Raw genomic sequence first — 24487 nt, 5'->3', positions numbered from 1 at the left:
ATCGGGATCACAACACCGGTCGGGCACTGCCCGCACCCGCGTGTTGTTCAGCAGTCCGTGGCGCAAGAACTTACGGCCGCACGGCCGGCGATCTGCATCGCTTTGAAGCGAGATCTGACCGTTATCGAAAGAAATCAACTTTGGCGACAATGTCGACTCTGTTGACACCGAATGGCTGCCGAGACGGGAATTCGCGGCGTCAGCGCCGCCGACCCCGTTATCCGGAATGCGACCCGAACCGGTCACGCCCCGGCCGGGGCACCGGGGCGGGCCGCAGCGCGCGCGTGAACGCCACATTGACTCCCCGCATCGCCACGCTGTAGGGCCACCAGGCGAATCGCTTGAACGCGTACAGCGCCCGGATGTCCGCCGACGTGTAGATCAGGTACCGGTTCTTGGCGACCCCGGCGACGATCTTCTCGGCCGCCCGTTCCGGCGACACGGCGTGCCCGCCGAAGCGCTCGACCCAGCGGGCGACCCTGGGGTCTTCGCGGTCGATGCCGGCGATCTCCACCGTGTTGATCAACGGGGTGCGCACCGCGCCCGGCACCACCACCGACACCCCGATGCGGTGGCGGGCCAGGTCGAAGCGCAGCACCTCCGACAGCCCGCGCAGCCCGTACTTGCTGGCGCTGTAGGCGGCATGCCAGGGCAGGGCGACCAGTCCGGCCGCCGAGGAGATGTTCACCAGGCGCCCGCCGCGCCCGGCCGCGATCATCGGCGGGACGAACGCCTCGATCACGTGGATCGGGCCCATCAGGTTGATCGCGATCATCTTGTCCCACTGCTCGTGGGTCAGCCGGTCCACGGTGCCCCAGGCCGACACCCCGGCGATGTTCATCACGACGTCCATGGCCGGGTGCGCGGCGTGCACGTCGGCGGCGAACGCCGCGACCGCGTCATGGTCGGCGACGTCGAGGGCGCGGTGCTCGGGCACCCGCGCGCCCAGCGCCCGCGCGTCGGCGACGGTGAGCTCGAGGCCTTCGGCGTTGCGGTCGGTCAAACAGAGCTCGGCGCCGTCGGCGGCCAGCCGCAGGGCGGTCGCGCGGCCGATGCCGCTGGCCGCGCCGGTGACCAGACACCGCTTCCCTGCGAAGTACCCCCCGGGTGCGCGGTGCGCCATGGTCGAGACGATACCGGCGGCGGCGGCGCTCACCGGCGCCCGCCACCCCACAACGCGGTGAGCCACAGCCGCTCGAGCACCGCCACCCGACGGTTCACGTCGTCGTCGGGGCCGGCCATGACGGGGTCGCCGGTCAGCGCGAGCGCCGTGGTGCCCGCCAGGGTGCGCACCAGGGTCGGGATGTCGTCGCTGATCGGGTGCGCGGTCCCCGCCTTCATCTCGGCCTCGACGATCGCGACGATCTCCCGCAGCACCGCCTCGAACTGCTGCTCGAGGATGTCGCGGATCTCGGCGTCGGTATAGCGGGCCGCATTGCAGGCCGTCATCACCGGGTCGTTGTGCGCGTACACGGCCGCGGCGCTGCCCACCATCCGCTTGGCGAACTGCTCCGGTGACTCCCCGGGCTGGCGGGGCGCGAAGTACTGGGTGAGTTCTTCGAGTTCCTCGGTGGCCTGGGCCACGATCTGGGCCAGCACCGAGTACTTGGAGTCGAAGTAGAAGTAGAAACCGGAGCGGGCCACCCCGGCCCGGGCGCTGATCGTGGCGACCGACAGTTCGGCGAACGGCCTTTCCTGCAACAGTTCGCGCGTGGCCTGCATAATCGCCTGCCGCTGCTTGTCCCCACGCCGCTGCAGGGCCGGCCCCGGCTCCGGGTCGACGGCATGGGTGCCCATCCCCCGACCTTGCACCACGCCTACCGAAAAGCAAACTTGACAGCCGTCAAGTTTGTGTCGAAGGATGGTGACAAGTGACGGCAGTCACCTGCCCCGGGCACCCGAAGGAGCGTCCATGGTCGCCACCATCAGCACCCCGCAGTACCTGCTCGACCGGGCGCGGCGCCGCTTCACCCCGTCGGTCAACAACTTTCCCGGCATGGGCCTGGTCGAACGCAAGCTGCTGAACACCCAGTTCCCGGAGCACAAGCTGGCCGACCCACCGCCCGGCAGCGGGCTCAAACCGGTGCTCGGCGACTCCGGGCTGCCGTTGGTCGGGCACCTCATCGAGATGTTGCGCGGCGGACCGGACTACCTGATGTTCATGTACAGGACCAAGGGTCCCGTCATCTTCGGGGACTCGGCGGCCATGCCGGCCGTCGCGGCACTCGGTCCCGACGCCGCGCAGGTCGTCTACTCCAACCGCACCAAGGACTACTCGCAGCAGGGCTGGGTCCCGGTGATCGGGCCGTTCTTCCACCGCGGGCTGATGCTGCTCGACTTCGAGGAGCACCTGTACCACCGCCGGATCATGCAGGAGGCGTTCACCCGCTCGCGACTGGTCTCCTACGTCGAGCAGATGGACAAGGTCGTCTCGCAGGTGATCGTCGACGACTGGGTGATCAACGACGCGCGCTTCCTGCTGTACCCGGCGATGAAGGAACTGACCCTCAACATCGCCTCGATGGTGTTCATGGGCCACGAACCCGGCACCGACCACGAACTGGTGACCAAGGTGAACAAGGCGTTCACGGTCACCACGCGCGCGGGCAACGCGATCATCCGCACCCCCGTTCCGCCGTTCACCTGGTGGCGCGGGATCAAGGCGCGCGAACTGCTGGAGCACTACTTCCGGGAGCGCGTCGCCGAACAGCGCGGCAAGGACGGCAACGACCTGTTGTCGGTGTTGTGCCAGAGCGCCGACGAGGACGGCAACAAGTTCACCGACGAGGACATCGTCAACCACATGATCTTTTTGATGATGGCCGCGCACGACACCTCGACGTCGACCGCGACGACGATGATCTACCACTTGGCCGGCAACCCGGACTGGCAGGAACGCTGCCGCGACGAATCCAACCGGCTCGGCGACGGGCCGCTCGACATCGAATCGCTCGAGAAGCTCGAGTCGCTCGACCTGGTGATGAACGAGGCGATCCGGCTGGTCACGCCGGTGCAGTGGGCGATGCGCCAGACCGTCCGCGACACCGACCTGCTGGGCCACTACATCCCCAAGGGCACCAACGTCATCGCCTATCCCGGGCTGAACCACCGGCTGCCCGAATTGTGGACCGACCCAATGAAGTTCGACCCGGACCGCTTCACCGAGCCGCGCAACGAGCACAAGCGGCACCGCTATGCCTTCTCGCCGTTCGGCGGCGGCGCCCACAAGTGCATCGGGTCGGTGTTCGGGACGCTGGAGATCAAGACGATCCTGCACCGCCTGTTGCGCAGGTATCGGCTCGAACTGCCCCGGCCCGGATATCGGGCCGAGTGGGACTACGGCGGCATGCCGGTGCCCAAGGACGGCATGCCGATCATGCTGCGCCCGCTCTGACGGCTTCCCCACGGCGAGCAGACGCAGAATCGCATTGCGCGCGCCGCGCGCCTGCGATTCTGCGTCTGCTCGCGGGGGTCAGGTGAGGAGTCGGTTGGCGCAGGCGATCACGGCGAGCAGCGCCGACTGCGTCGGATCGTCCGAACAGCCCAGTGCCCAGCGAGCGCGGACCCCGTCGGTACCGCGGACGAAGGTCACGGTGTCGCCGCCCGACCGCTTCTGATGGAAGTTCAAGACCTCCACGGTGATCCCGCGTTCGTGCAGCATCGAGGTGAGGGCCGCGATCGGCCCGCTCGCGGCGGCGGTCGAGTTGCCGATGCGGTCGCCGACGGCGATCACGGCCCGGAAGTTGCGTGCCTGCGGACCGAGCCGGCCGGCGGGCCGCTGCGCGTCGGTGCACTCCCATTGCCCCAGCCGCACGGGACCGGCGGTGTGACCGTAGGTCGCGAGAAGGCTCTCCCAGGACATGGCGCCGGCTTCCTCCCGCAGGCCGCGCGGCAGGGCGGCGTCGCAGCGGTGCAGAGATCGGGAAACCGGCCGGGAAACAAGCATTTCGGTCTTCTTCGGTCGAGGGGAGCGACCGACGGGAGTAGCTTGCGACCCACAGCGGGGGGTCGGTCTTGGTCAGACCCCGCTGCGGGTGCCGGCTACTACAGCACGCGTGAGAAGACGCATTCGCGAAACAGTAGACGCCGCGCCGCGGCGAAGCAAATCAATGTGACGCAACCCCTCCCGGGCTGGGCGGGTGCCCGGCGTCACCTTCGTCTCACCATCTGCGGCCCCGTGAGTTGGATTGGTGGCCAACACTTTCCGGATCCAGATCCAAAAAGGCTGCCGCCGTGCGGTGATGGCGATAGCATTCGGTGCGGCGGAAATCGAAAAGACAGATCTTCCACCAGGCAACGAAAGGCGCTTCGATGAACGCGAAGAAAACGGGCAAGGGGATGCAGACGGTGAAGGTCCTGGTTGCCGTGGGTGCGACGCTGTTCGCGGTGCTGTCCGCCGGTTGTGCAGCGGAGGCACCGACGGGCACCGGGGTGGCTCCGGTGTCACAGGCCCCCGCCCGCTAGCGTTTCGCGGTCGCCCACCTCGTTCGTCGCTCCGCCGGCCAAACCCGTGAAGTCCAGCGCACCGCTCGAGGGAAGGTACGGTCCATGACAACTCGCGGCAATGTCACGAAGCCGACGGTTCGGCTGGTGGCGGCGGTGCTGATCACCGCGCTCGCCGCGGGCTGCGGCAGCCCGACCGCGTCGATTCCCCCGGTGCACAATCCGGGGGGCGGGGGGCTGGTACAGGGCGGCTGACGGGCCCGTTCTCATCCGGTCGACTGCGGCGAGGGCTCGCACCGCAGGTAGGCCTGGATCGTCGTGCCGGTCGAGGTGGTATGGGTACGCACCAGGTCGGATATGGCATTGACCAGGAAAAGCCCGCGGCTGGCGGGGCCGGCGGCGCCCGGGTTGAGCCGCCCGGCCAGCGGGTCGTCGAGCCGCCCGCTGTCGCGCGCCTCACAGACCAGGTGCTCGGCTTCCCGCCAGAAGGACAACCGGCAGGCGCCGTCCGTGTACATGAGGCTGTTGGTGGCCAGTTCGGTGGCGACCAGCTGCAGATCCTCGATGCCGTCCTGGGACAGCCCCATCCAGCCGGCGTAGTCGACGGCGAAGGACCGTGCGGGGCGCAGATCCTCCGACGTCCGGACCGTGTAGGTGACGGCTCCCGGATCGGCGGTGAGCGGCTGGTTGCAGCGCGCCAGCGCGTCGTCGGGCGCATAGTCGGCGCTGCGGTGCAGCGCACCCCCCCGCCACAGCAGCGGGTGGGTGGCACGGGCGCCGGCCAGGACGTCGTCGCTAAGCCGGCGCGCGTCGTACAGACACAGCCCGGTCACCCGGCTGCCCTCGAATGCTCCGTTGACCAGCGCCTCGTGCTGTGTGCAGGCGACGAACTCGTCGTCGGTGCGACCGGGCCAGGCGAGCTGGCTCACGATCCGCACCCGCCGGTCCGCGTGTTCCTCGGCGAAGGAACCCGCGACCGCCAGGAACCGGCTCGGGTTACGCGCGGCCTCGGCGATGTCGGCCAGGCGCAGCCCGGTGCGCGTCGGGTCGGTTCCGCCGCACAACTCGTCGCGCAGGGTCGCCAGGTTGCCGTCGGGCATGGCGACCAGCACGGGTTCGCCGGCCGTCAGACCGTCGGCGACGAAGCGGGCGACGAGCTCCCGGCACTCTCGTTCGGATTGGTACAGGAGCGCGGAGTGAACGAAACCCTGTCGTTCGTACCCCATGTCCAAGGACACCTCGGCGCTCCCGCTTTCGGTCAAAGCGCCGGTCCCCTCCTGGACCGGCCGTGGCGATGCTCCTAGTTCCATACCCACGAAGGGCCGCGGCTATACGCGCAAACTGCGCTACAGCCACCAGGATGCGGCGGCATCGAGATGGCGCCGGAGACGGTAGCGGGCCAGGCTGTCGTCGCCCGCGGCGACAGCCTGCAGGATCCGCAGGTGGGCGTGTTCGACGGCGCCGACATCACCCCATGTCGGCGGTGGCCGGCCGGTGTTGCTGGACCAGTGCCGCTGGAACAGTTCGACGATGATCCGCAGGAACAGGTCGAGCAGCGCGTTCCCGGCCAGCTGCGCCAGGCCGACGTGGAACCGGAACTCCTCGACGGCGACCAGGCCGACGTCGCCGGTCGCCCCCTGACCGATGGCGCTCGCCGCGTCCAGGAAGGCCGACACCTCGGGTCTTGTGTGGCCCTGCACGACCCTGGCCACGTTGTCGATCTCGATGGCCTCGCGGACGCAGCGCAGGTCCTCGCGGCTCGGCTTGCGGTACTGCAGGTACAGCGCGATCGTGTCGATGCTGGCCTGCGCCTGCGGCGTGGTCACGACCAGCCCGCCGCCAGGGCCGCGCCGCATCCGCGCGATCGAATGGTGTTCGAGCAGCCGCACCGCCTCGCGCAGCACCGCCCGGCTCACGCCGTAGCGTTCCAGCAGCGCCGTCTCGGTTCCGAAGACCGAACCGACGTGCCACCCGCTGACGGCGATGTCGTCGCCGATGGTGGCCGCCAGCCCCTCGGCCAACTTGCCGCGCGGCGCCTGGGCGTCGCGCCGGCGCGCGCGTGCGGCGCGGGTGCCGGGGCCGCCGCCTCCGGCGGGATGATGCTCCTGCAACCAGGCGGTCACCCGTTCCACGTGGCGCTCGCTGAGCGCCTTGGCCCGGGCCGCGTCGCCCCCGGTGACGGCGGCGGCGATCTCGGAGTGGTCGCCGTGCATGTGCTCGATCGCTTCGATGGCCTCACTCGCCGAGTCCGTGCGCGCCGTGCGCGCGTAGCGCGCGGTGAGCCTGATCAGGACGTCGACGAACAGTTGCAGCACCGGGTTCTTCGACCGCTCCGCGAGCGCGACGTGGAATTCGTCGCGGGGCGTGGGCAGGCCCGGCTTCCACTGCTCCTCCGCGCGCAGCACCGCTCGCAGCCGCGCGATCCCGGCCTCGTCGATGCAGTCGGCGGCGAGCGAGGCCGCCAGCGGCTCCAGCACCCGGCGCGCGTTGAGCAGGTCACCCAGCGTGGTGCCCAGGTACTCCAGGTAGATCACGACGGCCCGGGTCGCGGGGCCGGCGTCGGGCTCGCAGACCAAAAGCCCGCCGCCCGGTCCGCGCCGCATCCGGGCGACCTGATGGTGCTCGACGAGACGAACCGCCTCGCGTAGCACCGATCGGCTGACCCGAAAGCGTTGCTGCAGTGCCTGTTCGGAGCCCAGGGACTCCCCGATCGGCCAGCCGCGGCGAACGACGTCCGCCTCGATGTCGCGGGCGATTCTCGAAGCCAGTTTGTCGGCCTGGCCGACCGCTGCGCTCAACTACGCCCTCCAACAGCCATTTTCAGCAGGTCAGCAACATGCACCCCGCGACCGGACCACCGCCCACGGAGACCACGCCGACCTCGGGGCGCTGCGCCACCTGCCGCTCCCCCGCCTCGCCGCGCAACTGCAGGCAGCCTTCGTGCAGCGCCCAGTAGCCGTGCATGCGACCCGCCGAGAGCTGGCCGCCGTAGGTGTTGAGCGGCAGCGCACCGTCGCGGGCGATCCGCGCCCCGCCCTCGACGAACGGCCCGGCCTCGCCGTCGCCGCAGATTCTGAGGGCCTCCAACCACGCGATCGTCAGGAACGTGAACCCGTCGTACAACTGCGCGACATCGAGATCGGCGGGCGTCAACTCGGTGCGCGACCACATCTGGGCCGCGGCATCCGACATGGCCATTTTGGGGTAGTCGTCGCGGTGGAACCAGCCGCCGGCGCCGTCGGACCCGCCGATCGCCTCCACCGACACCGCCCGGTGCGGGCAGTCGCGGGCGTACTCCGCGTTCGACACCACCACCGCGACCGATCCGTCGATCGGCACGTCGCAGTCCAGCAGCCCGAACGGCGTCGACACCGGGCGCGCGCCCAGGTAGTCGGCCATCGCCATCGGTTCGCGGTACACCGCAAGAGAATTCAGCGCCGCGTTGCGCCGGGCGTTGAGCGCGACCCAGCCCAGCTGCTCCTTGGTGGTGCCGTAGAGCTCCATGTGGCGGCGGCAGTTCAGCGCCAGCCAGTTCGCGGCCGAATAGGCGTGCGCGGCGATCAGGTCGTTGACGTCGTCCATCGGGCCGACCGCCGGCCGCGGCGCCCCCTCGGGCGCGTCGAACATCCGCGCCAGCGGCGGGGCGGGGGCCTCGTCCCCCTGCGGCTGCACCGGGACCGTACCGCCGAGCATCTGGACCGTCCGGTACACCACGACGTGGCGGGCCCGCCGCTCGGCGACCGCGCGACAGGCCGACATCACCGGGCTCAGCAGCCCACCGGTGCCGAAACCGGATCCGCAGTCGGCCGCGGCGATCCGCAGTTCGGCGTTGACGACGCCCGGCGGGGTGTCGCCCAGGGTCGCGATCCCGTCGATGTCGTCCGCCTGCAGGCCGGCGTCGGAGATGGCCGCCCGGACCGCCTCCAGCGTCAGCTCCGGCCCGGGGATGCCGGTGCGGCGCCCGATTCGGGAGATGCCGATGCCGGACACGATCGCGTCCTTTTCGAAATACGTCATCCCCACACCGCCGTCGGCCAACCCATGAGCAATTGAGTGTACTGTATTGCACGTGTCGGCCGAGTTGCTCATCGAACATTGCGACGCCTGTGCGCACTGGGTGCATCCGCCGGGCGGCGAATGCCGCGACTGCGGCGCCACGCTGGTCGCCCGGCCGGTCTCCGGCCGCGGGACGGTGTTCACCTATACGGTCAACCACCACCCGTACAACCCGGAGATCCCGACGCCCTACGTGATCGCCATCGTGGAGCTCGCCGAGCAGAGCGGGTTGCGCGTGGCCTCCAACATCGTTGGCTGCGAGCCGGGTTCGGTGGCATGCGGGATGAACGTGGACCTGCGCCCGGAGCGGGGCAGCGGCGGCGCACCGGTGTTCGCGCCGGCCTGACGAGGGGCGCCGGCAGGGGGCGCGCGAGGTGGCGGTCACCGAGTTCGGCCAGTTCGGCGTCCAGGGCCGCGACCCGGTGCGGCTGGTGCGCGATTCCCCGGTAGGCCGAGATCGTCGGGCCGTAGTTGGCCTCGAAGTAGTCGCGGAAGCTTGCGCCGTCGGCGAACCGGTCCACCCGCAGCATGCGGCGCTCGGCGGCGAAGTCGCCGACCCGGTGTCCTGGTCGCGCGCACTGCTCAACGGCAGCGTGACCGTCCACGCGCCCGCGGCGGTGCGCCGGGCGCTGCCGGGCTGGATCGGCCAGTCGCGGCTGGCGGCGAAGATGGCCGGTGCTTCGCGCCCGGGGTAACGGGCGCTAGTTGATCAGCGGGTCGCGCGGCATGCCGAGGATCCGCTCGGCGATCTGGTTGCGGGTGACCTCCGAGGTGCCGCCCGCGATGGCCATGCCGCGCGCGCCCATCGCCATCCGGCCGACGACCGCGCCGGGCCCGTCGGTCAGCGCGACCTCGGGTCCCACCAGCGCGGCCCAGATCGCGGCGCCCTCCACCATGTGGTCGGCCAGCTTGAGCTTGGTGATGTTGCCCTCCGGGCCGGGACCGGCCCCTTCGACGCTGCGGGCCGCGCGCCGCAGGTTCAGCAACCGCAGGGCGTGATCCTCGGCCAGGAACTGGCCCACCCGGGCCTTCGCGCCCGCCACCCGGTCCCCACTTTGCCCGGCCAGCTGCACCAAAGTGGAGGCCAGCCCGCCGTAGAACGCCCCGCTGCCGCCGCCGATGCTGACCCGCTCGTTGCCCAGCGTGGCGCGCGCGACCGTCCACCCCGAGTTGGGCGTCCCGACGACGTCCTCGTCGGGGACGAAGACGTCGTTGAAGAACACCTCGTTGAACTCCGAGCCACCGGTGATCTGCCGCAGCGGCCGCACCTCGACCCCGGGACCCTTCATGTCGATGATCACGGTGGTGATGCCGGCGTGCTTGGGCGCCTCGGGATCGGTGCGCACGGTGGCCAGGCCGCGGGCGCAGTACTGGGCGCCGCTGGTCCACACCTTCTGCCCGTTGATCTTCCAGCCGCCGTCCACCCGGACCGCGCGGGTCTTGACCGACGCGGCGTCCGAGCCGGCCTCGGGCTCGGAGAACAGCTGGCACCAGATCTCTTCCTGGCGCAGCGCCTTCTCGACGAATCTCTCGATCTGCCAATCAGTTCCGTGCTGGATCAGGGTCAGGATGACCCACCCGGTGATCGAGTAGTCGGGGCGCTTGATGCCCGCGGCGCGGAACTCCTCCTCGATCACCAGTTGCTCGACGGCGTCGGCGGCGCGGCCCCAGGGTTTGGGCCAGTGCGGCATCACGTAGCCGGTCTCGATCAGCTTGTCGCGCTGCGCCTTGCCGTCCAGCGCCGCGATCTCGGCGACGTCGGCGCGGATGTGGGTGCGCAGCTCTTCGGCCTCGGACGGTAGGTCCAGGCTGTTCTCCCGGGTCACCCCGGCCGCGGTTCGCTCCAAGACGTCGCACGGCGGCGCGTCGCCGCCGAACAGGGCCGCGCTCACCAGCGCCCGGCGCAGGTGCAGATGCGCGTCGTGCTCCCAGGTGAAGCCGATCCCGCCGTGGACCTGGATGTTGAGTTCGGCGTTGCGCGCGTACGCCGGGAAGGCCAGCGCCGCCGCGACCGCGGCCGCCAGCCTGAACTGCGCTTCGTCCTCGGCTGCCGCGCGCGAGGCGTCCCACACCGCGGCGACCGCCGACTCGGCGCCGACCAGCATGTTCGCGCAATGATGCTTGACCGCTTGGAAAGTCGCGATGGTGCGGCCGAACTGCTGGCGCACCTTGGCGTAGGCGACGGCGGACTCGACGCAGTCGTGGGCTCCGCCCGCCGCCTCGGCGGCCAGCAGCGTCCGGGCCCGGGCCAGCGCGGAGTCCCGCGCGCCGGTCACGACGTCGTCGGCGGTGACCTTCACGTTCTGCAGGCGGACGCGTCCCGACCGCCGGGTCGGATCCAAATTCTCCGGGACCTCGACCGACACGCCGGCGCGGTCGCGCTCGAGCAGCAGGACGTCGTCACCGGCGGCGATCAGCAACAGCTCGGCCAGCCCGGCCCCCAACACGATCCCGGCCTCGCCCTCGGCCATGCCGCCGTTGAGTTCGACGCGACCGTCCAGGCCGATGCCCGCGGTGACGGTTCCGTCGATCAGGCCGGGCAGCAGCCGCGACTTCTGAGCGGCGGTGCCGTCCTTGGCGATCACCGCCGACGCGACCACGGTCGGGACGAAGGGTCCCGGCGCGACCGCGCGCCCGAGTTCCTCGACCACGACCACGAGTTCGGGCAATCCGTAGCCCGACCCGCCGTGCTCCTCGCCGATGTGCAGCCCGAGCCACCCGAGTTCGACCAGGTTCGGCCAGAATCCCGGCCGCGCCTCGTCGGGGGCGTCGAGCAGCGACCGCGCCGCCCAGCGCGCCTTGTGCGAGGTGAGGAACGCGCGCGCCACCTCGGCGAGTTCGCGGTGGTCGTCGGTCAGTGCGATAGCCATGGGTTCTCCTCGCGCGGGGCTGACCGCCTGCCCCGCTCCGGAAGGGAGCGGGGCGGCTGCCTAAAGAGTGTACTTATTCCGGTCAGGGGCCCGACCCGGGGTGGCTACTTGGGCGCGAACCGCTGCCCGGCGTCGAGCCGGATGCACTGGCCGTTGAGCATCGGGTTGTCCACGATGGCCGCCGCCAGCTTCGCGTACTCGATGGGCCGGCCCATCCGCTTGGGGAACGCCGCGTCCTTGACCAGGGCGGTCGCCATCTCGTCGGGAACCATGGAGGTGATCCCGGTCAGGAACAGGCTCGGGGCGATCGCCAGCACCCGGATGCCCAGCGACCCCAGGTCGCGGGCCATCGTCAGGCACATGCCCGCGATCCCGGCCTTGGCGGCGGTGTAGGCGATCTGCCCGATCTGGCCCTCGAAGGCCGCGATCGACGCGGTGTTGATGATGACGCCGCGCTCCTCGTCCTCGGGTTCGTTCTTGGCCATGTGCGCGGCGGCCAGGCGGCTGATGTTGAACGTGGCGATGAGGTTGAGATCGACGACGGACTGGAAGGATTCGAGGTCGTGCGGGCCGTCCTTGGTCAGTGTCCGCTTGGCGATGCCGCCGCCCGCGGTCGTCACCACGACGTGCAGGCCGCCCAGCTTGTCGACGGCGCTCTGCAGGGTCTGCTCGGTGCCGGTGAAGTCGGTGACGTCGACGGGATAGAACGCGCCGCCGAGCCCGTCGGCCACGCTCTTGCCGTCGGAGTTCTCCCGGTCGAGGACCGCGACCTGGGCGCCGCGCTGCGCCAGCAGTTCGGCGGTGGCACGGCCCATCCCCGACGCGCCGCCGATGACGACGACCTTCTTTCCGTTGATCTCCATCCGGTGCTCCTTGTCAGAATGCCTGCTATCTGTAACGTTACGTAGGCACGCTAGCGCGTCGCCCTGGCGGGGTTGTCGGCGAGCCGTGCCAAGCTGGTTTCGTGCTCCTCCTCGATGTGGCCGCGGCGTCGCTGGCCGTGGGCGGCACGTCGTCGCGCCTGGCCAAGGTCGCACTGATCGCCGAGCTGCTGCGCCGTGCCGCGCCCGACCCGCAGCTGGTGGCCGTCGTCGTGTCCTGGCTCTCCGGCGAGCTGCCGCAGCGCCAGATCGGTGTCGGCTGGGCGTCGCTGCGGTCCCGGCCTGCGCCCGCGCCCGAACCGTCGCTCACCGTCGCCGGCGTCGACGCCACCCTTTCCGGGATCGGCGCGGTGGCGGGCAAGGGCTCGCAGGCGCGCCGGGCCGCACTCGTGGCCGGATTATTCAGCGCCGCAACGGAACCCGAGCAGACATTCCTGTTCCGGCTGCTCGGCGGGGAGCTGCGCCAGGGCGCGCTGGCCGGGATCATGGCCGACGCCGTGGCCACGGCCGCCGATCTTCCCGCCGCCGCCGTCCGGCGCGCCGCGATGCTGGGCGGGGACCTGCCGGCGGTGGCCGCGGCCGCGCTGTGCGGCGGCGCCACCGCCCTGGACGCGTTCGCGCTGCGGGTCGGCCGCCCGGTGGGCCCGATGCTGGCACAGACCGCGACCGGCGTGAAAGATGCGCTCGAACGGCATGGCGGCACAACGCTTTTCGAGGCGAAGCTGGACGGCGCCCGGGTGCAGATCCACCGGTCCGGCGGTGCGGTGACCGTCTACACCCGCAGCCTCGACGACGTCACCGCCCGCCTGCCCGAAGTGGTGGAGGCGACGCTGGCGCTGCCGGTGCACGACCTGATCGCCGACGGCGAGGCGATCGCGCTGCGGCCGGACGACCGCCCGCACCGCTTCCAGGTCACCGCGTCGCGATTCGGCCGCTCGGTCGACGTCGATGCGGCCGTTGCCGCCCAACGGCTCTCGGTGTTCTTCTTCGACATCCTGCATTGCGACGGCGCCGACCTGATCGACGCTCCGACCACCGAACGGTTGGCCGCCCTCGACTCTTTGGTGCCGGCCGCGCACCGGGTCGACCGGCTGGTGACCTCCGACCCTGAGGCGGCGGCCGCCTTTCTCGACGCCACACTGGCCGCCGGCCACGAAGGGGTGCTGGCCAAGTCGCCGGACGCCCCCTACCAGGCGGGCCGCCGCGGCGCGGGCTGGCTGAAGGTCAAGCCGGTGCACACGCTGGATCTGGTGGTGCTCGCCGTGGAGTGGGGGTCCGGGCGGCGCCACGGCAAGCTGTCCAACATCCATTTGGGCGCGCGCGACCCGGTCACCGGTGAATTCGTGATGGTGGGAAAGACTTTCAAGGGCATGACCGACGCCATGCTCGACTGGCAGACGGCCCGGTTCACCGAACTCGCCGTCGGCGGAATCGGGGGCCGCGCGGTGCGGCTACGCCCAGAGCAGGTGGTCGAGGTGGCGCTGGACGGGGTGCAGCAGTCGACGCGCTATCCGGGCGGGCTGGCGCTGCGCTTCGCCCGCGTGCTGCGCTACCGCGACGACAAGGGCCCGGCCGACGCCGACACGATCGACACCGTGCGCGCGCTGTACTAGTCACCCGGCGGCGGCCCGGCGGTCGTCGTAGGGTCTGTCCGTGGCAAAGCAGCAAGGCGAGATCGGCTACATCCACACCCGTCAGGACCTGCCGCCCGTCGCGATCGTCGACCGCTCCCCCATCACCACCCGCCACAAGATGCTGTTCGGGGTGATCGCTCTGGTCGGTGCGGTCGCGTGGGTGTCCCGGTTCGCCGCCGCCGGCGACGGGCCGGTGTTCCCGGGTTCGCTTTTCCCCTTCCTGTTCATCACGATCGCGTGCGGCGCGCTGTCGGGGTTCCACGCGACACATCTCGTCGGGGACGACGCCCAAGCTGCTGGAAAAGGAAAGCCAGATGCGGCTGATCGGCTACGGCGGCATGCTCACCGAGTCGTTCGTCGCCGTGATGGCGCTGATCGCCGCGGCGATCCTGGACCAGCACCTGTACTTCGCCCTCAACGCCCCGATCGCCGACACCGGCGGCACCGCGGCCACCGCCGCGGACTACGTCAACCGGCTCGGCCTGTCGGGGCCCCCGGCGACCGCCGACCGGCTCAGCCGCGCCGCCGCCGGTTTGGGCGAGAACTCCATCGTCTCGCGCACCGGTGGCGCGCCGACGCTGGCCGTCGGCATGTCCGAGGTGCTGGGCAGGGTGGTGGGCGGCGCCCGGCTGCAGGCGTTCTGGTATCACTTCGCGATCATGTTCGAGGCGCTGTTCATCCTGACCGCCGTCGATGCGGGCACCCGGGTCGCACGGTTCATGCTGTCGGACGCGCTGGGCAACCTCGGCGGTCCGCTGGCCAGGCGCCAACCAGCTGCTCGCGGCGATCGCGCTGAGTGTCCTCACCGTCGTCGTCATCAAGAAGGGCCTGCTGAAGTGGGCGTGGATCCCCGGCATTCCGCTGCTGTGGGACCTGACGGTCACGCTCACCGCATCGTGGCAGAAGATCTTCTCCGGGGATCCGGCGGTCGGCTACTGGACCCAGCACCTGCAATACGCGGCGGCCGAGCACGCGGACAGGACGGCGTTCGGTCCGGCCCGCAACATCCGTCAGCTCGACGACGTCATCCGCAACACCTTCGTCCAGGGCACGCTGTCGATCCTGTTCGCGGTGGTGGTCGTGATCGTGCTGATCGCTGGAATCCTGGCCGCCGCCAAGGCAATCCGCGGCGGTGGGCCGCCCGTGACCGAAGGCGAGCCGGTGCCGTCCAAGCGGTTCGCGCCGTCCGGGCTGATTGCCACTGCCGCGGAACGACGGCTGCAGCGGCAGTGGGACGCGCTGCCGAAGTCGTGACCCGAGCCGACGCCCGGGCCCCGGCCGTCGGCTCGTTCAGTTCGGCGGCAGCAGCATCGTCTGCCAGGTGCGTTCCTTGCGGCCGGCCGCGCCCAGGTCGCTGCGGGTGTACACCCGCCCGTCCGATCCCACATAGGTGCCGGTGGCCGGGTCGTATTCGGCGGCCGGGATGGGCAGTGGCGGCGCCGGCGGCTGCGGGATGGGCTGGCCCGACAGCGTGGCGTTGGGGTCGCCTTTCCAGTTGTCACCGTCGTTGAGCGGGATGTAGTTCTCGTCGCTCTCGCACATCCGTACCGTCGGGGCGCGTTTGCCGGGCCGCTCGACGCACGGCGTGTTGCGAACGCCGCGAACGTTTTTCGGCGAGTCCTGCGGCACCCGGCAGTACAGGTCGCCGGCGGGCCGATCCGGGTGGTCGTCCCAGGACGGCACCCGCTGTTGCTGGGGCGGCAGGAAGCCGGTGAGACACGGCGGCGGCAGGTTGAGTCGCAGGTTGAAGCTGAGGAACAGCCCCTTGTAGCTCTGCTTGGTGTTCCGGTTCGGCACGCCGATGGCCTGGACGGTGGCCACCGCCTGGGGAAGCAGCACCAGCAGCTGCTCGATGCCGGGGTGATAGGTGAGCGCGACCTGGGCCACGCCGACGAGGTTGGCGAGCAGGATCGGCAGCGTCGGGTTCAGCCGGTCGAACAGCTGACGCACTTCGTTTGCGGCGGAGCCGGTTTCGCGCAGCACGGTGCGCACGGCGGGGTCGTTGTCGCGCAGCTGCCGGCTGACGTCGGCCAGGTGTGATGCCCAGGCCCGTATCGCGTCGGACGAACCGCCCTGGCTGTCCAGGACCGGCCCGGACTGGTCGATCAAAACGAGCAGCGCGTCGAGGTTCTTGCGGGCGTCGCCGGACAGGGTGGCGCCGCCGCCGACCAGCCGCGAGATTTCCGGCCCGAGGCCGCCGACCGCGGCGTACGCCTCGTCGACCACCGTCTTGAGGTTCTCCCGCGGGATCGACTCCATCCCCCGGTTCACCGCGTCCAGCATCGTGTCGAGATCCGGCGGCACCGACACGCGGTCGCGCGGGATGACGTCGCCGTCCTTGAGCGGCCGGGAATCCGCGTGCGGTAGCAGAGCCACATATTGTTCACCGACGGCCGACTGGCTGTGCACCTGGGCGTCGAGGTCGGAGGGGATGTCGATGCCGGATTTCAGCGAAAGCACCGCCGCGACACCGGTGTCGGTGAGGTGCACGCTGTCGACCCGACCGACTTCGGTGCCGCGATAGGTCACGTTGCCGCTCGGATACAGGCCGGCGGCCCGCGGCAGTTCGACGGTGACCCGGTAGCGCCCGATCCCGAACATGGCCGGCAGCTGGATGTAGCCGAACACCATCACCGCCCCGCCGACCAACGCGACGACCCCGAAGATCGCCAATTGGACGAAGATCCTTCTGGTCAGCGGAGGCATGTCAGCGCCCCTGATCCCAGTGATAGGGCGCCACGAGCGGATTCTCGGCGGTGTACGGGCTGGGCATCTGGCCGATGGTCCGGCCCCACTGCAGTTCCAGCTCGGTGAGATTGCCCTCGAACCGGGTGCCGGTCAAAAAGGACGCGTCGAGGCGGCTCAGCGTCAAATCGATGATGGCGGTCAGGTTGGCGTAGTCGCCGCGGGCCCACTTGCTGATCGTCTCCTTGGGGAACGGATAGGTGGGGAGCAGACTCAGCGCGCGGGTCAGCGCCGGGCCCGCGTTGGCAAGCGACTCGAGCACGGGGCCCAGATCCTCGAGCTCTTTGACCAGGGCGTCTTTGGTCTGGTTCGCCGAGTCGGCGGCCAGCGCACTGAACTTGCCGAACTGGTCGAGGGCGTCCACCAGTGTCCGCCGCTCGTCGGCCAACGCGCGCAGCGAGTCGGGGATCGTGCTCAACGCCCGGTCCACCACCCGCTGCTCGGCGGCGAACTGGCCGACCAGGTTGTTGACGCTGTCGGTCGCGGCGATGATGTCGCCGCTCTGGTCGTTGACGTAGCCGGTGAAGGTGTCCAGCTGTTGAATCAGGCTGCGCAGCTCACCGGCGCGCCCACCCAGCGCGGTGCTCAACGACTGCGTGATGTCCTGCAGCTGCCCGACGCCACCGCCGTTGAGCAGCAACGAGATTGCGGCCAGCGTCTGCTCGGTCGTGGGGTAGCTGCCGGCCGAGGACAGCGGGATAAGCGAGCCCTGTTTCAGCCTGCCCTGCGGCGCGACGTCGCTCGGCGGGGCCAGTTCGACGTGCAGCGACCCCAGCAGGCTGGTCTGGCCGATCCGTGCCGTTGCGTTGGCGGGCAGATCCACGTCGCCGGCCAGCCTGATCGTCAGCAGCGCGTGCCAGCCCTGCCGCTCGATCCTGGCGACGTTGCCCACCGTGACGTCGCCCACCTGCACGCGCGAATTCTGCTCGAGGGTGCCCACGTCGGGCAGTTGCGCCTGGATGGTGAACGAGCCCGGGCCGCCGCCGGCGGTCCCGGGCAAGGGCATCGAGTTGAGGCCTCGCCAGCCGCAGCCGCCGAGCCCGACGGCCAGCACCGCGAGCAGGCCCGCCGCCCGCCGGGCCGTCACGAGGCGCCCCCCTCGGGCAGCATCAGCCCCCGCAATCCGGCGGCGGGACCGGCCGTGTGCGACTGCGACGGCGGCGCAACGTAATCCGGGCGCATCCAGTCCTCGCTGTAGGTCACCTCGTTGGGCCGCGCCACCGCACCCACCACCAGGTTCTCCCCCAGCGGCGGAAAGTTGTACTCGCGGTTCTTGAAGATCGGCGCCAGGTACTGGACGCACAGCTTCGCCGACTGGTCCCAGCCCAGCCGGGACGCCGCCTGTATGGCCCCGCACAGGAACGCGACCGGGTTCGCGAAGTTGGCGAAGGCGGGCGCGCCGCTGAGCGTGCCCTGCGCGGGCTGGTAGATGTTGACGAAGTTCTGCAGCTCGGTCGGGGCGATGTGCAACGCCTGCTTGACGTCGTCGAGGCTGTGGTCCAGCGCGGTCGACACCGAGGCCAGCTTCTCCGACGTCGCGCCGAGCGCCTCCCGATTGTCGGCCACGAAGCTTCGGACGTCGCCCACCACGTCGGCAAGGGCGGCGACGGCGTTGGCCACCTCGTCGGGGTCGTCGGCCAGCAGCCCGCTGACCGAGGCAAGGTTCTGGTTCAGCTGCCGCATCAGATCCGTGCTGCTCTGCAGCGCAGACACCAGAACCGACAGATTCCTCAGCGTGCCGAAGATGTCGCCACTGTGGTCGCCCAGCGCCGAAACCGCTTGGGAGAGGTTGACGATGGCGTCCCTGATGCCCGCTCCCTGGCCGCGCAGGTTGGCCGCGGCCGTGTTGACCAGCGCTCCCATCGCGCTGACGCCGCCGGGCCGGGTGGGTTGCAGCATCTGGGTGAGCTTTTCGAGGTCCTGGCGCAGGTCGTCCCATTCGACCGGGACCGCGGTCCGCTCCTGCGGAATGACCGCGCCGTCGCGCAGCCGCGGTCCGCCGGTGTAGGCCGGGGTCAGCTGAATCGCCCGCGCGGTGACCAGCGACGGCGACAGGATCACGGCCTTGGCGTCGGCGGGGACCGCGTATTTCGCGTCGTAGGAGAAGGTGATCTTGGCGTGCCGCGGTTGCGGTTCGATCTTGTCGATCCTGCCCACCGCCACCCCCAGGATGCGCACCTCGTCGCCGACGAAGATGCCGTTGCTGTTGGCGAAATAACCCACCACGGTCGTATTGCGCACCGCGGCAGCCGAATTCCACAGCGCGGCAACGCCGGCGACCAAGGTGGCCACGAGCACGGCGGCCAGGCCCAGCCGCGCGGTGCTTCGCTTGCGTGACGCGTTCATTTTCCGTAGGACGTTCATTTTCCGTAGGACTTTCATTGCTGCCCCGCCCTCGGGGGCGCCGGCGGCTCCCCGGGCGCCGGCACGTAGACGGGCGACGGCGAGGGTGGGGCCGGCGGCGGGGCCGTCTGCCCCGGCGCGAGCGCCGGCGGCCCCGGCGGTGGCCCGCCCGGCGGGGGCGCCGGCGGCGGCTCGCGGTAGGGATAGCGCGGGTCGCCCGGGTTTCCGGTGATCGCATCGGGAAGGTTCAGCCTCGGCTCGCCGCCCTGCCCGGTGCGCGGGTAGGGCACCGGCAGCGGCGGCGTGCCCGGTTGCCCCACCTGGGGATCGGTGAGCTGCGAGGGCAACAGCACGTTGGGGTCCAGCCCGAGATCGGAGAACGCGGCATCGACGAACGGCTGGAGGAACTGACCGGGGATCAGGTTGGCAATGTAGAAGTTGAACCACGGTCCCGACGACATCGACTCGCCCAGCGACAGGGCGTATTGGTCGAACCTCTTGATCGCCAACTGGATCCGCTCTTTGCGCTTGTCGACGATGCCCAGCGCCTCGTCGAGCTTGTCCAGCGTCGGTTTGAGGGTCTGCCGGTTGTCGGCGATGAATCCCTTGATCTGTCGGCTCGCCGCCGCGATGTCGGTCGAGATCCGGTCCAGCGCGCGGCTCTGGCCCTGCAACTGGGCGAGCAGCGCATTGCTGTCGGCGACGAGGCGCACTATCTCGTCGCTGCGACGCGACAGCACGGTCGTCGCTTTGTTGGCTTCGGCCAACAGGTTGCGCAGCTGCGCGTCGCGGTCGTTGAGCGTCGCGGAGAACCGGGCGACACCGGCCACCGCGACCTTGAGGTCGGGCGCGGTGCCGGAGAAGGTGTCCGCCAGCACGGCCAGCGATTCGGACAACCGGTTGGTGTCCAGCCCGCTGATCGCGGTGGCCAGATCGCCGAGCGCGTCGGGCAACTGGTAGGGCGATGTGGTGCGCTCGAGCGGGATGGGCCCCGCCAGCCGGCCGCCGCCGCGGGTGCTGACTTCCAGGATCTTGGCGCCCAGCACGCTTTTGGTCTTGATCGACGCCTCCGTGCGATCCCCGAGGCGGATGTGTTTGTCGACCTCGAACTTGACCAACACCCGGGGCCCGTCCAGGGCGATGCTGTTGACCTTCCCCGCTTTGAGCCCCGACACCTGCACCGCGGTGCCGGGCAACAGGCCGCCCGCCTCGGCGAAGTAGGCCGAGTAGTCGCGCGCGGATGTGAACAGGGGCAGCTTGCTGTAGGTCAGCGATGCCACCACCACCCCGGTGACCACGACGACGCCGACCGCGCCGACGATCAGCGGGTTGCGCTCGGAAAAGTACTTCATCGCGGCGTGCACCTCCCCGACGGCTGGCCGATCACCTTGACGTAGACCGGTTGCCCGCCTTTGCCGTTCACCTTGAAAAGCAGGTCGCACAGGTAGAAGCTGAAGAAGTCGCCGTAGAGGCCCTGCCGATTCAGCATCTGGTAGGCGTCCGGCAGCGTGTTGAGGAAATCGTCGAAGTAGTCGCGGTCGGCCAGGATCAGCGCCGCGGTCCGGTCCGACTCGCGCAGGACCTTCGACAGCGGCGCCCGCCCGTGGGCGAGCAGGTCCGCGACGGACCCGGCGGCCGCGTCGGCGTAGGCGAGGCCGGTGCTGATGTCGCGTTTGCGCTCGGCCAGCGTGGCCAACAGCTGCGACAGCGAATCGACGGACTGCGCGAACCGGGCGCTTTGGTCGCCGAGCGAGCCCAGCACGGTGTTCAGGTTGACGATGACCTGTCCGATCAGCCGGTCGCGGTCCGCGAGCGTGTGGGTCAGCGCGGCGGTCCGCGCCAAAAACGAGCTGAGCGTGGGGCCCTCGCCCTGAAATGCCTTGATCAGCTCGCTGGACAACGCGTTGATCTGATCGGGGTCCAGCGCGCGGAACAGCGGGCGGAAGCCGCCGATGAGCGCGTCGAGGTCCAGCGCCGGCGCGGTGCGGGCCAGCGGAATGGTGGCACCGGGCCGCAGGCGCCTGGTGCTGCCGGCCCCTTCCTCGAGCGCGAGGTAGCGACCGCCGATCAGGTTCGCATACCGGATGACCGCCCTGCTGCCCTCCGTGAGGGCCACGGTGTCCTCGGTGCTGAACTCGACGACGGCGGTGCCGTCGTCCTGGATCGAGATGTTGCCGACCTTGCCGACCTCGACTCCGGCGATGCGTACGAAATTGCCGCGCTCGAGCCCCGACACGTTGGCGAGCTGCGCCCGGTAGGGCACCTCTTTGCCGAATCGCAGCTCGGCGAAGATGGCCAGCATGGCGACCAGGCCCAGCGCGCATACGGCCATGAACACGGCCAGCCGCCAGATCGCCCCCGGCAAGTTCTCTCTCATGGTGGCCTGTCTTCGGATGTCAGGGTGACGGTGTCACCGCGTCGGGCAACGGCGGCGCGGGGGTGGGTTGCCGCTGCGCTGGCGCCGGGACGACGAACGGCTCGGATCCCGGCGGTGGCGGACCGGGTTCGCGCGGCGCCCCCGGCGGCGGCGCCGGCGGCAGCCCCGGGTAGAGCGGGGTGCCATCGGGTGCGTACTGCGGGGCGCCGTAGGGCGGCGCGCCGGGATACGGGATCGGCCCGGGAGCGGGCCCACCCGGATACCGGATGCTGGGCGGTTCGGGCACTCCCCGGGTGACCGGCAGGTAGTCGGCATACCCCGGGAAAGCGATCCCGGGGTTGGGCCGCAGGTCCAGGCCAGTCCCCCAGCCCGTGTTGGTGATCAGTTGGCGCAGTGGCCAATCGGCTGCGACATCGGGCAACGACCCGCAACCCGGCTTGCCGTCGGGCCCGCCCCTGGCCCCGACGACGGGCAGGTTCTGCGGATACCGGTACTGGTCGGCGCCCAGCAGCGGGGAGCTGTCGATGATCAGCGAGTATCCGTTGGCGCCGCCCGTGGCGTCGCGGTAGCCGGTGTCGAGCGCGATCTTGGCGCCGACCAGCATGCAGGTCAGCGCGGGGTTGTACTTCGTCAGCAGCCCGGTCGTCGGGTCCAGCAGGCGCACGGCCTCGATGAGATCGCCCTTGAGCGGGCCGACGAGGCCGATGCCGCTGCGCGACAGGCCGGTCACCGAGGTGAGCAACGAGTCCAACGCGCCGGAGTCGGCGGCATCGGCGACGGACGCGCCGGTGACGCTGCCCGCATCCAGCAACCTCAGGATGTCTTGTGCCGCAGCGCTATAGCCGTCACCGGCCCGCGTGACTGCGCGGAGGTCGGCCCGCACGGTCTCGGCGCGCGGATTGACCGCCAGCAGCACCTGGTTGGCGTCGCTGATGCCCTGCCCGATGCTCTCGCCGCGGCCGCGCAGGCCCTCGGCCAGCGCGGAGAGCACCCCGTTGAGTTTGGCCGGATCGATCTGGTCGAGAACCCCGACGAGGTTGGCGAACATGGTGTTGACCTCGGTGCCCACGCTGTCGACCGGGAGCACCGCCCCCGCGGCGAGCCGTGCGCGGCTGGGGTCGCGCGGGTAGACCAGCTCGACGTACTTGGCGCTGAACAACGTGGTGGCCCGGATGCGGGCGCGTACGTTCGCCGGAATGTACTCGACCTCGTCCGGAGAGATTTCCAGCGTCAGGTCGACCCGGCCCCGCCGAGTGCTGACCGCGCTGACCCGCCCGACCTGCACGCCGCGCATCTTGACCTTGCCGCCGTGCTCCATCACCAGGCCCGCCCGGTCGGAGACCGCCGTCACCGCGACGTAGGACTTGAACGAGCCCGAGAACAGCGCCGATGTCAGCGCGATGACACCGATCGTGGCGACGACCAGGATCAACGTCCACCATGCGGGATGCATTGACCGGGAGCGTGATTCGGGCATCCCGCTATCCCGACAGGTTGAAGTGACCGGACTGGCCGTGCACGGACAGCGAAATCGCCAGCACGATCAGCGTCAGCACGATCAGCGAGGTGCGTACCGAGTGCCCCACCGCCTGGCCCACCCCGGCGGGCCCACCCGAGGCGGTGTAGCCGTAATAGGTGTGCACCAACATGATCGCGACCGCGGCGACGATCACGGTGACGAAAGACCAGAGCAGGTCGGTGGAATTGAGGAACGTGCGGAAGTAGTGGTCGTAGACGCCGGTGGACTGGCCGTAGATGCCGGTCGTCCCGAACCGCGCGGCCTGGAACGCGCACACCACCGCCACGCAATACAGCGGGATCACCACGACGACCCCGGCCACCACCCGGGTGGACACCAGGTAGGCCACGGACCGGACCGCCATCACCTCGAGCGCGTCGATCTCCTCGGCGATGCGCATCGCGCCCAGTTGGGCGGTGGCGCCCGCCCCGATGGTGGCGGCCAGGCCGACGCCGGCCACCGCCGGCGAGATGATGCGCACGTTGACATAGGCGGAGATGAATCCCGTCATCGCCTCCACGCCGATGCCGGAAAGCTGGTTGTAGCCCTGCACGGCGATGACCGCACCGGTGGACAGGGTGAGGAATCCCACGATCACGACCGTGCCGCCGATCACCGCCAGCGCGCCTGTCCCCAGGCTCATCTGGGCGACCAAGCGCACGATCTCCTTGCCGTAGCGGCCGAACGCCGTCCGCATCGCGGCGATGGTCGTGGCGTAGAAGGCCACCTGGGCGCCGACGCGATTCCAGCCGCCCGCGATGCCGCCGGCCGCGCGGTGGAGCCGGCCGGCCGCCGCGCCGTCGGTGCTCATTGGGGACCCGTGTAATAGGCGGCCGTCGCGACGATGTTGATGAGGAACAGGGCGATGAACGAATACACGACGGTCTCGTTGACGGCATTGCCGACGCCCTGCGGCCCGCCGCCGACGGAAATGCCCTTGTAGCAGGCGATCAGCGCAGCGGCCATGCCGAACAGCGCGCCCTTGACCAGTCCCAGGATGAGGTCGGGCAGGTGGGTGAGCAGGGTCATGCCCGCGGCGAAGGCACCGGGAGTGACGTGCTGGACGAACACCGAGAAGACGAAGGAGCCGGCCATCCCCACGAGCGTCACCAGGGACACCAGCGACACCGCCACCACCGTGGCCGCCAGCACCCGGGGCGCGGCGAGCCTGCGGATCGGGTCGACACCCATCACCCGCAACGCGTCGAGTTCGTCGTGGATGGCGCGGGCGCCCAGGTCGGCGCACATCGCGGTGGCCCCGGTGCCGGCGACGACGAGCACGGTCACCACCGGCCCGATCTGGGTGACCGAGGCGGTCGCCGCGCCGGTGCCGGAGAAGTCGGCCGCGCCGAACTCGACCAGCAGGATGTTCATGGTGAACACCACGAGGACGGTGAACGGGATCGTCAGCAACAGCGTGGGGACCAGGGACACCCGCGCGACGAACCAGGTCTGCAGCAGGAACTCCCGCCACGGGAAGGGCAGCTTGAACATCGCGACGAACGTGTCCAGTGACATCGCGAAGAACTCGCCGACCGAACGGAGCGGTTGGACGACGGCCCCGCCCTGGAATCGTTGCCGGGCGATGTCGAGGACGGACACGTGGTCACCGCCCGCCG

The 24487-nt window shown here is 70.3% G+C and carries 22 protein-coding genes and 1 pseudogene; 7 read left to right on the top strand and 16 right to left on the bottom strand.

From position 1 onward, the window contains the following. Positions 1–217: 217 nt before the first annotated feature. Positions 218–1123 carry an SDR family oxidoreductase gene (locus ACJ512_RS08310; protein WP_407688113.1) on the bottom strand — a complete coding sequence of 302 codons (906 nt, stop codon included), beginning with the start codon at positions 1121–1123 and terminating at the stop codon, positions 218–220. 29 nt (positions 1124–1152) lie between these two features. Next, positions 1153–1797: a TetR/AcrR family transcriptional regulator gene (locus ACJ512_RS08305; RefSeq protein ID WP_407688114.1), complete on the bottom strand. Its 645-nt coding sequence runs from the start codon at positions 1795–1797 to the stop codon at positions 1153–1155. A gap of 115 nt (positions 1798–1912) precedes the next feature. Between ACJ512_RS08305 and ACJ512_RS08300 the strand changes: the two genes are divergently transcribed. Further along, positions 1913–3394: a cytochrome P450 gene (locus ACJ512_RS08300; protein WP_407688115.1), complete on the top strand. Its 1482-nt coding sequence runs from the start codon at positions 1913–1915 to the stop codon at positions 3392–3394. 78 nt (positions 3395–3472) lie between these two features. Here ACJ512_RS08300 and ACJ512_RS08295 read toward each other — a convergent pair whose 3' ends face one another. Continuing rightward, the gene (locus ACJ512_RS08295; protein WP_407688116.1) at positions 3473–3946 is read right to left on the bottom strand and encodes a 2-isopropylmalate synthase; all 474 of its coding nucleotides are present in this window, start codon (positions 3944–3946) and stop codon (positions 3473–3475) included. 365 nt (positions 3947–4311) lie between these two features. Between ACJ512_RS08295 and ACJ512_RS08290 the strand changes: the two genes are divergently transcribed. Both ACJ512_RS08290 and ACJ512_RS08285 read left to right on the top strand, forming a co-directional pair. Then, complete coding sequence (locus tag ACJ512_RS08290; protein WP_407688117.1) at positions 4312–4464, top strand: hypothetical protein; 153 nt, start codon at positions 4312–4314, stop codon at positions 4462–4464. 84 nt (positions 4465–4548) lie between these two features. Further along, complete coding sequence (locus tag ACJ512_RS08285) at positions 4549–4698, top strand: hypothetical protein (protein ID WP_407688118.1); 150 nt, start codon at positions 4549–4551, stop codon at positions 4696–4698. 11 nt (positions 4699–4709) lie between these two features. On the opposite strand, the gene ACJ512_RS08280 is transcribed toward ACJ512_RS08285, so the two are convergent. From ACJ512_RS08280 to ACJ512_RS08270, 3 genes are all read right to left on the bottom strand, one after another. Continuing rightward, positions 4710–5705, bottom strand: a complete 996-nt coding sequence (locus ACJ512_RS08280; RefSeq protein ID WP_407688119.1) for an anti-sigma factor RsbA family regulatory protein — start codon at positions 5703–5705, stop codon at positions 4710–4712. 84 nt (positions 5706–5789) lie between these two features. Further along, positions 5790–7241: a FadR/GntR family transcriptional regulator gene (locus ACJ512_RS08275; protein WP_407688120.1), complete on the bottom strand. Its 1452-nt coding sequence runs from the start codon at positions 7239–7241 to the stop codon at positions 5790–5792. A 22-nt stretch (positions 7242–7263) separates the two neighbouring features. After that, positions 7264–8460 (bottom strand): thiolase family protein, encoded by a 1197-nt coding sequence (locus ACJ512_RS08270; protein ID WP_407688121.1) that lies wholly within the window; start codon positions 8458–8460, stop codon positions 7264–7266. A 52-nt stretch (positions 8461–8512) separates the two neighbouring features. Here ACJ512_RS08270 and ACJ512_RS08265 point away from each other — a divergent pair, with 52 nt between their 5' ends. Continuing rightward, complete coding sequence (locus ACJ512_RS08265; protein ID WP_407688122.1) at positions 8513–8845, top strand: Zn-ribbon domain-containing OB-fold protein; 333 nt, start codon at positions 8513–8515, stop codon at positions 8843–8845. A 28-nt stretch (positions 8846–8873) separates the two neighbouring features. Further along, entirely contained in the window at positions 8874–9194 is a 321-nt protein-coding gene (locus ACJ512_RS08260; RefSeq protein WP_407688123.1) for a hypothetical protein, read from the top strand. Positions 9195–9200: 6 nt separating this feature from the next. Here ACJ512_RS08260 and ACJ512_RS08255 read toward each other — a convergent pair whose 3' ends face one another. Beyond that, the gene (locus ACJ512_RS08255; RefSeq protein WP_407688124.1) at positions 9201–11369 is read right to left on the bottom strand and encodes an acyl-CoA dehydrogenase; all 2169 of its coding nucleotides are present in this window, start codon (positions 11367–11369) and stop codon (positions 9201–9203) included. A 104-nt stretch (positions 11370–11473) separates the two neighbouring features. Beyond that, positions 11474–12232 (bottom strand): SDR family NAD(P)-dependent oxidoreductase, encoded by a 759-nt coding sequence (locus ACJ512_RS08250; RefSeq protein WP_407688125.1) that lies wholly within the window; start codon positions 12230–12232, stop codon positions 11474–11476. 101 nt (positions 12233–12333) lie between these two features. Here ACJ512_RS08250 and ACJ512_RS08245 point away from each other — a divergent pair, with 101 nt between their 5' ends. Further along, positions 12334–13863, top strand: coding sequence for an ATP-dependent DNA ligase (locus ACJ512_RS08245; protein WP_407688126.1), 1530 nt, complete (start codon positions 12334–12336; stop codon positions 13861–13863). A gap of 181 nt (positions 13864–14044) precedes the next feature. Continuing rightward, positions 14045–15138, top strand: a pseudogene (locus ACJ512_RS08240) (carbon starvation CstA family protein); the annotation flags it as partial. A gap of 36 nt (positions 15139–15174) precedes the next feature. Here ACJ512_RS08240 and ACJ512_RS08235 read toward each other — a convergent pair. The 8 genes from ACJ512_RS08235 to ACJ512_RS08200 are packed head-to-tail and all read right to left on the bottom strand — an operon-like array spanning position 15175 to position 24386. Then, on the bottom strand, positions 15175–16590 hold the full coding sequence (locus ACJ512_RS08235; protein WP_407688127.1) for an MCE family protein: 1416 nt from the start codon (positions 16588–16590) through the stop codon (positions 15175–15177). Between the two features lies 1 nt (position 16591). Further along, positions 16592–17716 (bottom strand): virulence factor Mce family protein, encoded by a 1125-nt coding sequence (locus ACJ512_RS08230; protein ID WP_407688128.1) that lies wholly within the window; start codon positions 17714–17716, stop codon positions 16592–16594. Then, positions 17713–18975, bottom strand: a complete 1263-nt coding sequence (locus ACJ512_RS08225) for a virulence factor Mce family protein (protein ID WP_407688129.1) — start codon at positions 18973–18975, stop codon at positions 17713–17715. The genes ACJ512_RS08230 and ACJ512_RS08225 overlap by 4 nt, the downstream gene beginning before the upstream one ends. Positions 18976–19007: 32 nt before the next feature. Next, the gene (locus ACJ512_RS08220; RefSeq protein WP_461480025.1) at positions 19008–20324 is read right to left on the bottom strand and encodes an MCE family protein; all 1317 of its coding nucleotides are present in this window, start codon (positions 20322–20324) and stop codon (positions 19008–19010) included. Then, positions 20321–21349, bottom strand: coding sequence for an MCE family protein (locus ACJ512_RS08215; protein WP_407689564.1), 1029 nt, complete (start codon positions 21347–21349; stop codon positions 20321–20323). Before ACJ512_RS08215 ends, ACJ512_RS08220 begins: the two co-directional genes overlap by 4 nt. 19 nt (positions 21350–21368) lie before the next feature. After that, entirely contained in the window at positions 21369–22826 is a 1458-nt protein-coding gene (locus ACJ512_RS08210; protein ID WP_407689563.1) for an MCE family protein, read from the bottom strand. A 4-nt stretch (positions 22827–22830) separates the two neighbouring features. Beyond that, positions 22831–23679 (bottom strand): ABC transporter permease, encoded by an 849-nt coding sequence (locus ACJ512_RS08205; RefSeq protein ID WP_407689562.1) that lies wholly within the window; start codon positions 23677–23679, stop codon positions 22831–22833. Further along, the gene (locus ACJ512_RS08200) at positions 23676–24386 is read right to left on the bottom strand and encodes an MlaE family ABC transporter permease (protein WP_407689567.1); all 711 of its coding nucleotides are present in this window, start codon (positions 24384–24386) and stop codon (positions 23676–23678) included. The genes ACJ512_RS08205 and ACJ512_RS08200 overlap by 4 nt, the downstream gene beginning before the upstream one ends. Positions 24387–24487: the final 101 nt, after the last annotated feature.

The sequence above is a fragment of the Mycobacterium cajalii genome (assembly GCF_045809005.2).
GTDB lineage: Bacteria > Actinomycetota > Actinomycetes > Mycobacteriales > Mycobacteriaceae > Mycobacterium.
Note: the sequence above shows the minus strand (reverse complement) of the source record. Positions and strands in the feature narration are given on the sequence as shown.

Coding starts and splice junctions, on each gene's coding strand:
- ACJ512_RS08225 (WP_407688129.1), bottom strand. CDS start 18,975: ATGAACGCGTCACGCAAGCGAAGCACCGCGCGGCTGGGCCTGGCCGCC.
- ACJ512_RS08290 (WP_407688117.1), top strand. CDS start 4,312: ATGAACGCGAAGAAAACGGGCAAGGGGATGCAGACGGTGAAGGTCCTG.
- ACJ512_RS08235 (WP_407688127.1), bottom strand. CDS start 16,590: ATGCCTCCGCTGACCAGAAGGATCTTCGTCCAATTGGCGATCTTCGGG.
- ACJ512_RS08250 (WP_407688125.1), bottom strand. CDS start 12,232: ATGGAGATCAACGGAAAGAAGGTCGTCGTCATCGGCGGCGCGTCGGGG.
- ACJ512_RS08210 (WP_407689563.1), bottom strand. CDS start 22,826: ATGCCCGAATCACGCTCCCGGTCAATGCATCCCGCATGGTGGACGTTG.
- ACJ512_RS08255 (WP_407688124.1), bottom strand. CDS start 11,369: ATGGCTATCGCACTGACCGACGACCACCGCGAACTCGCCGAGGTGGCG.
- ACJ512_RS08200 (WP_407689567.1), bottom strand. CDS start 24,386: ATGTCACTGGACACGTTCGTCGCGATGTTCAAGCTGCCCTTCCCGTGG.
- ACJ512_RS08300 (WP_407688115.1), top strand. CDS start 1,913: ATGGTCGCCACCATCAGCACCCCGCAGTACCTGCTCGACCGGGCGCGG.
- ACJ512_RS08295 (WP_407688116.1), bottom strand. CDS start 3,946: ATGCTTGTTTCCCGGCCGGTTTCCCGATCTCTGCACCGCTGCGACGCC.
- ACJ512_RS08215 (WP_407689564.1), bottom strand. CDS start 21,349: ATGAGAGAGAACTTGCCGGGGGCGATCTGGCGGCTGGCCGTGTTCATG.
- ACJ512_RS08205 (WP_407689562.1), bottom strand. CDS start 23,679: ATGAGCACCGACGGCGCGGCGGCCGGCCGGCTCCACCGCGCGGCCGGC.
- ACJ512_RS08305 (WP_407688114.1), bottom strand. CDS start 1,797: ATGGGCACCCATGCCGTCGACCCGGAGCCGGGGCCGGCCCTGCAGCGG.
- ACJ512_RS08285 (WP_407688118.1), top strand. CDS start 4,549: ATGACAACTCGCGGCAATGTCACGAAGCCGACGGTTCGGCTGGTGGCG.
- ACJ512_RS08310 (WP_407688113.1), bottom strand. CDS start 1,123: ATGGCGCACCGCGCACCCGGGGGGTACTTCGCAGGGAAGCGGTGTCTG.
- ACJ512_RS08270 (WP_407688121.1), bottom strand. CDS start 8,460: ATGACGTATTTCGAAAAGGACGCGATCGTGTCCGGCATCGGCATCTCC.
- ACJ512_RS08220 (WP_461480025.1), bottom strand. CDS start 20,324: ATGAAGTACTTTTCCGAGCGCAACCCGCTGATCGTCGGCGCGGTCGGC.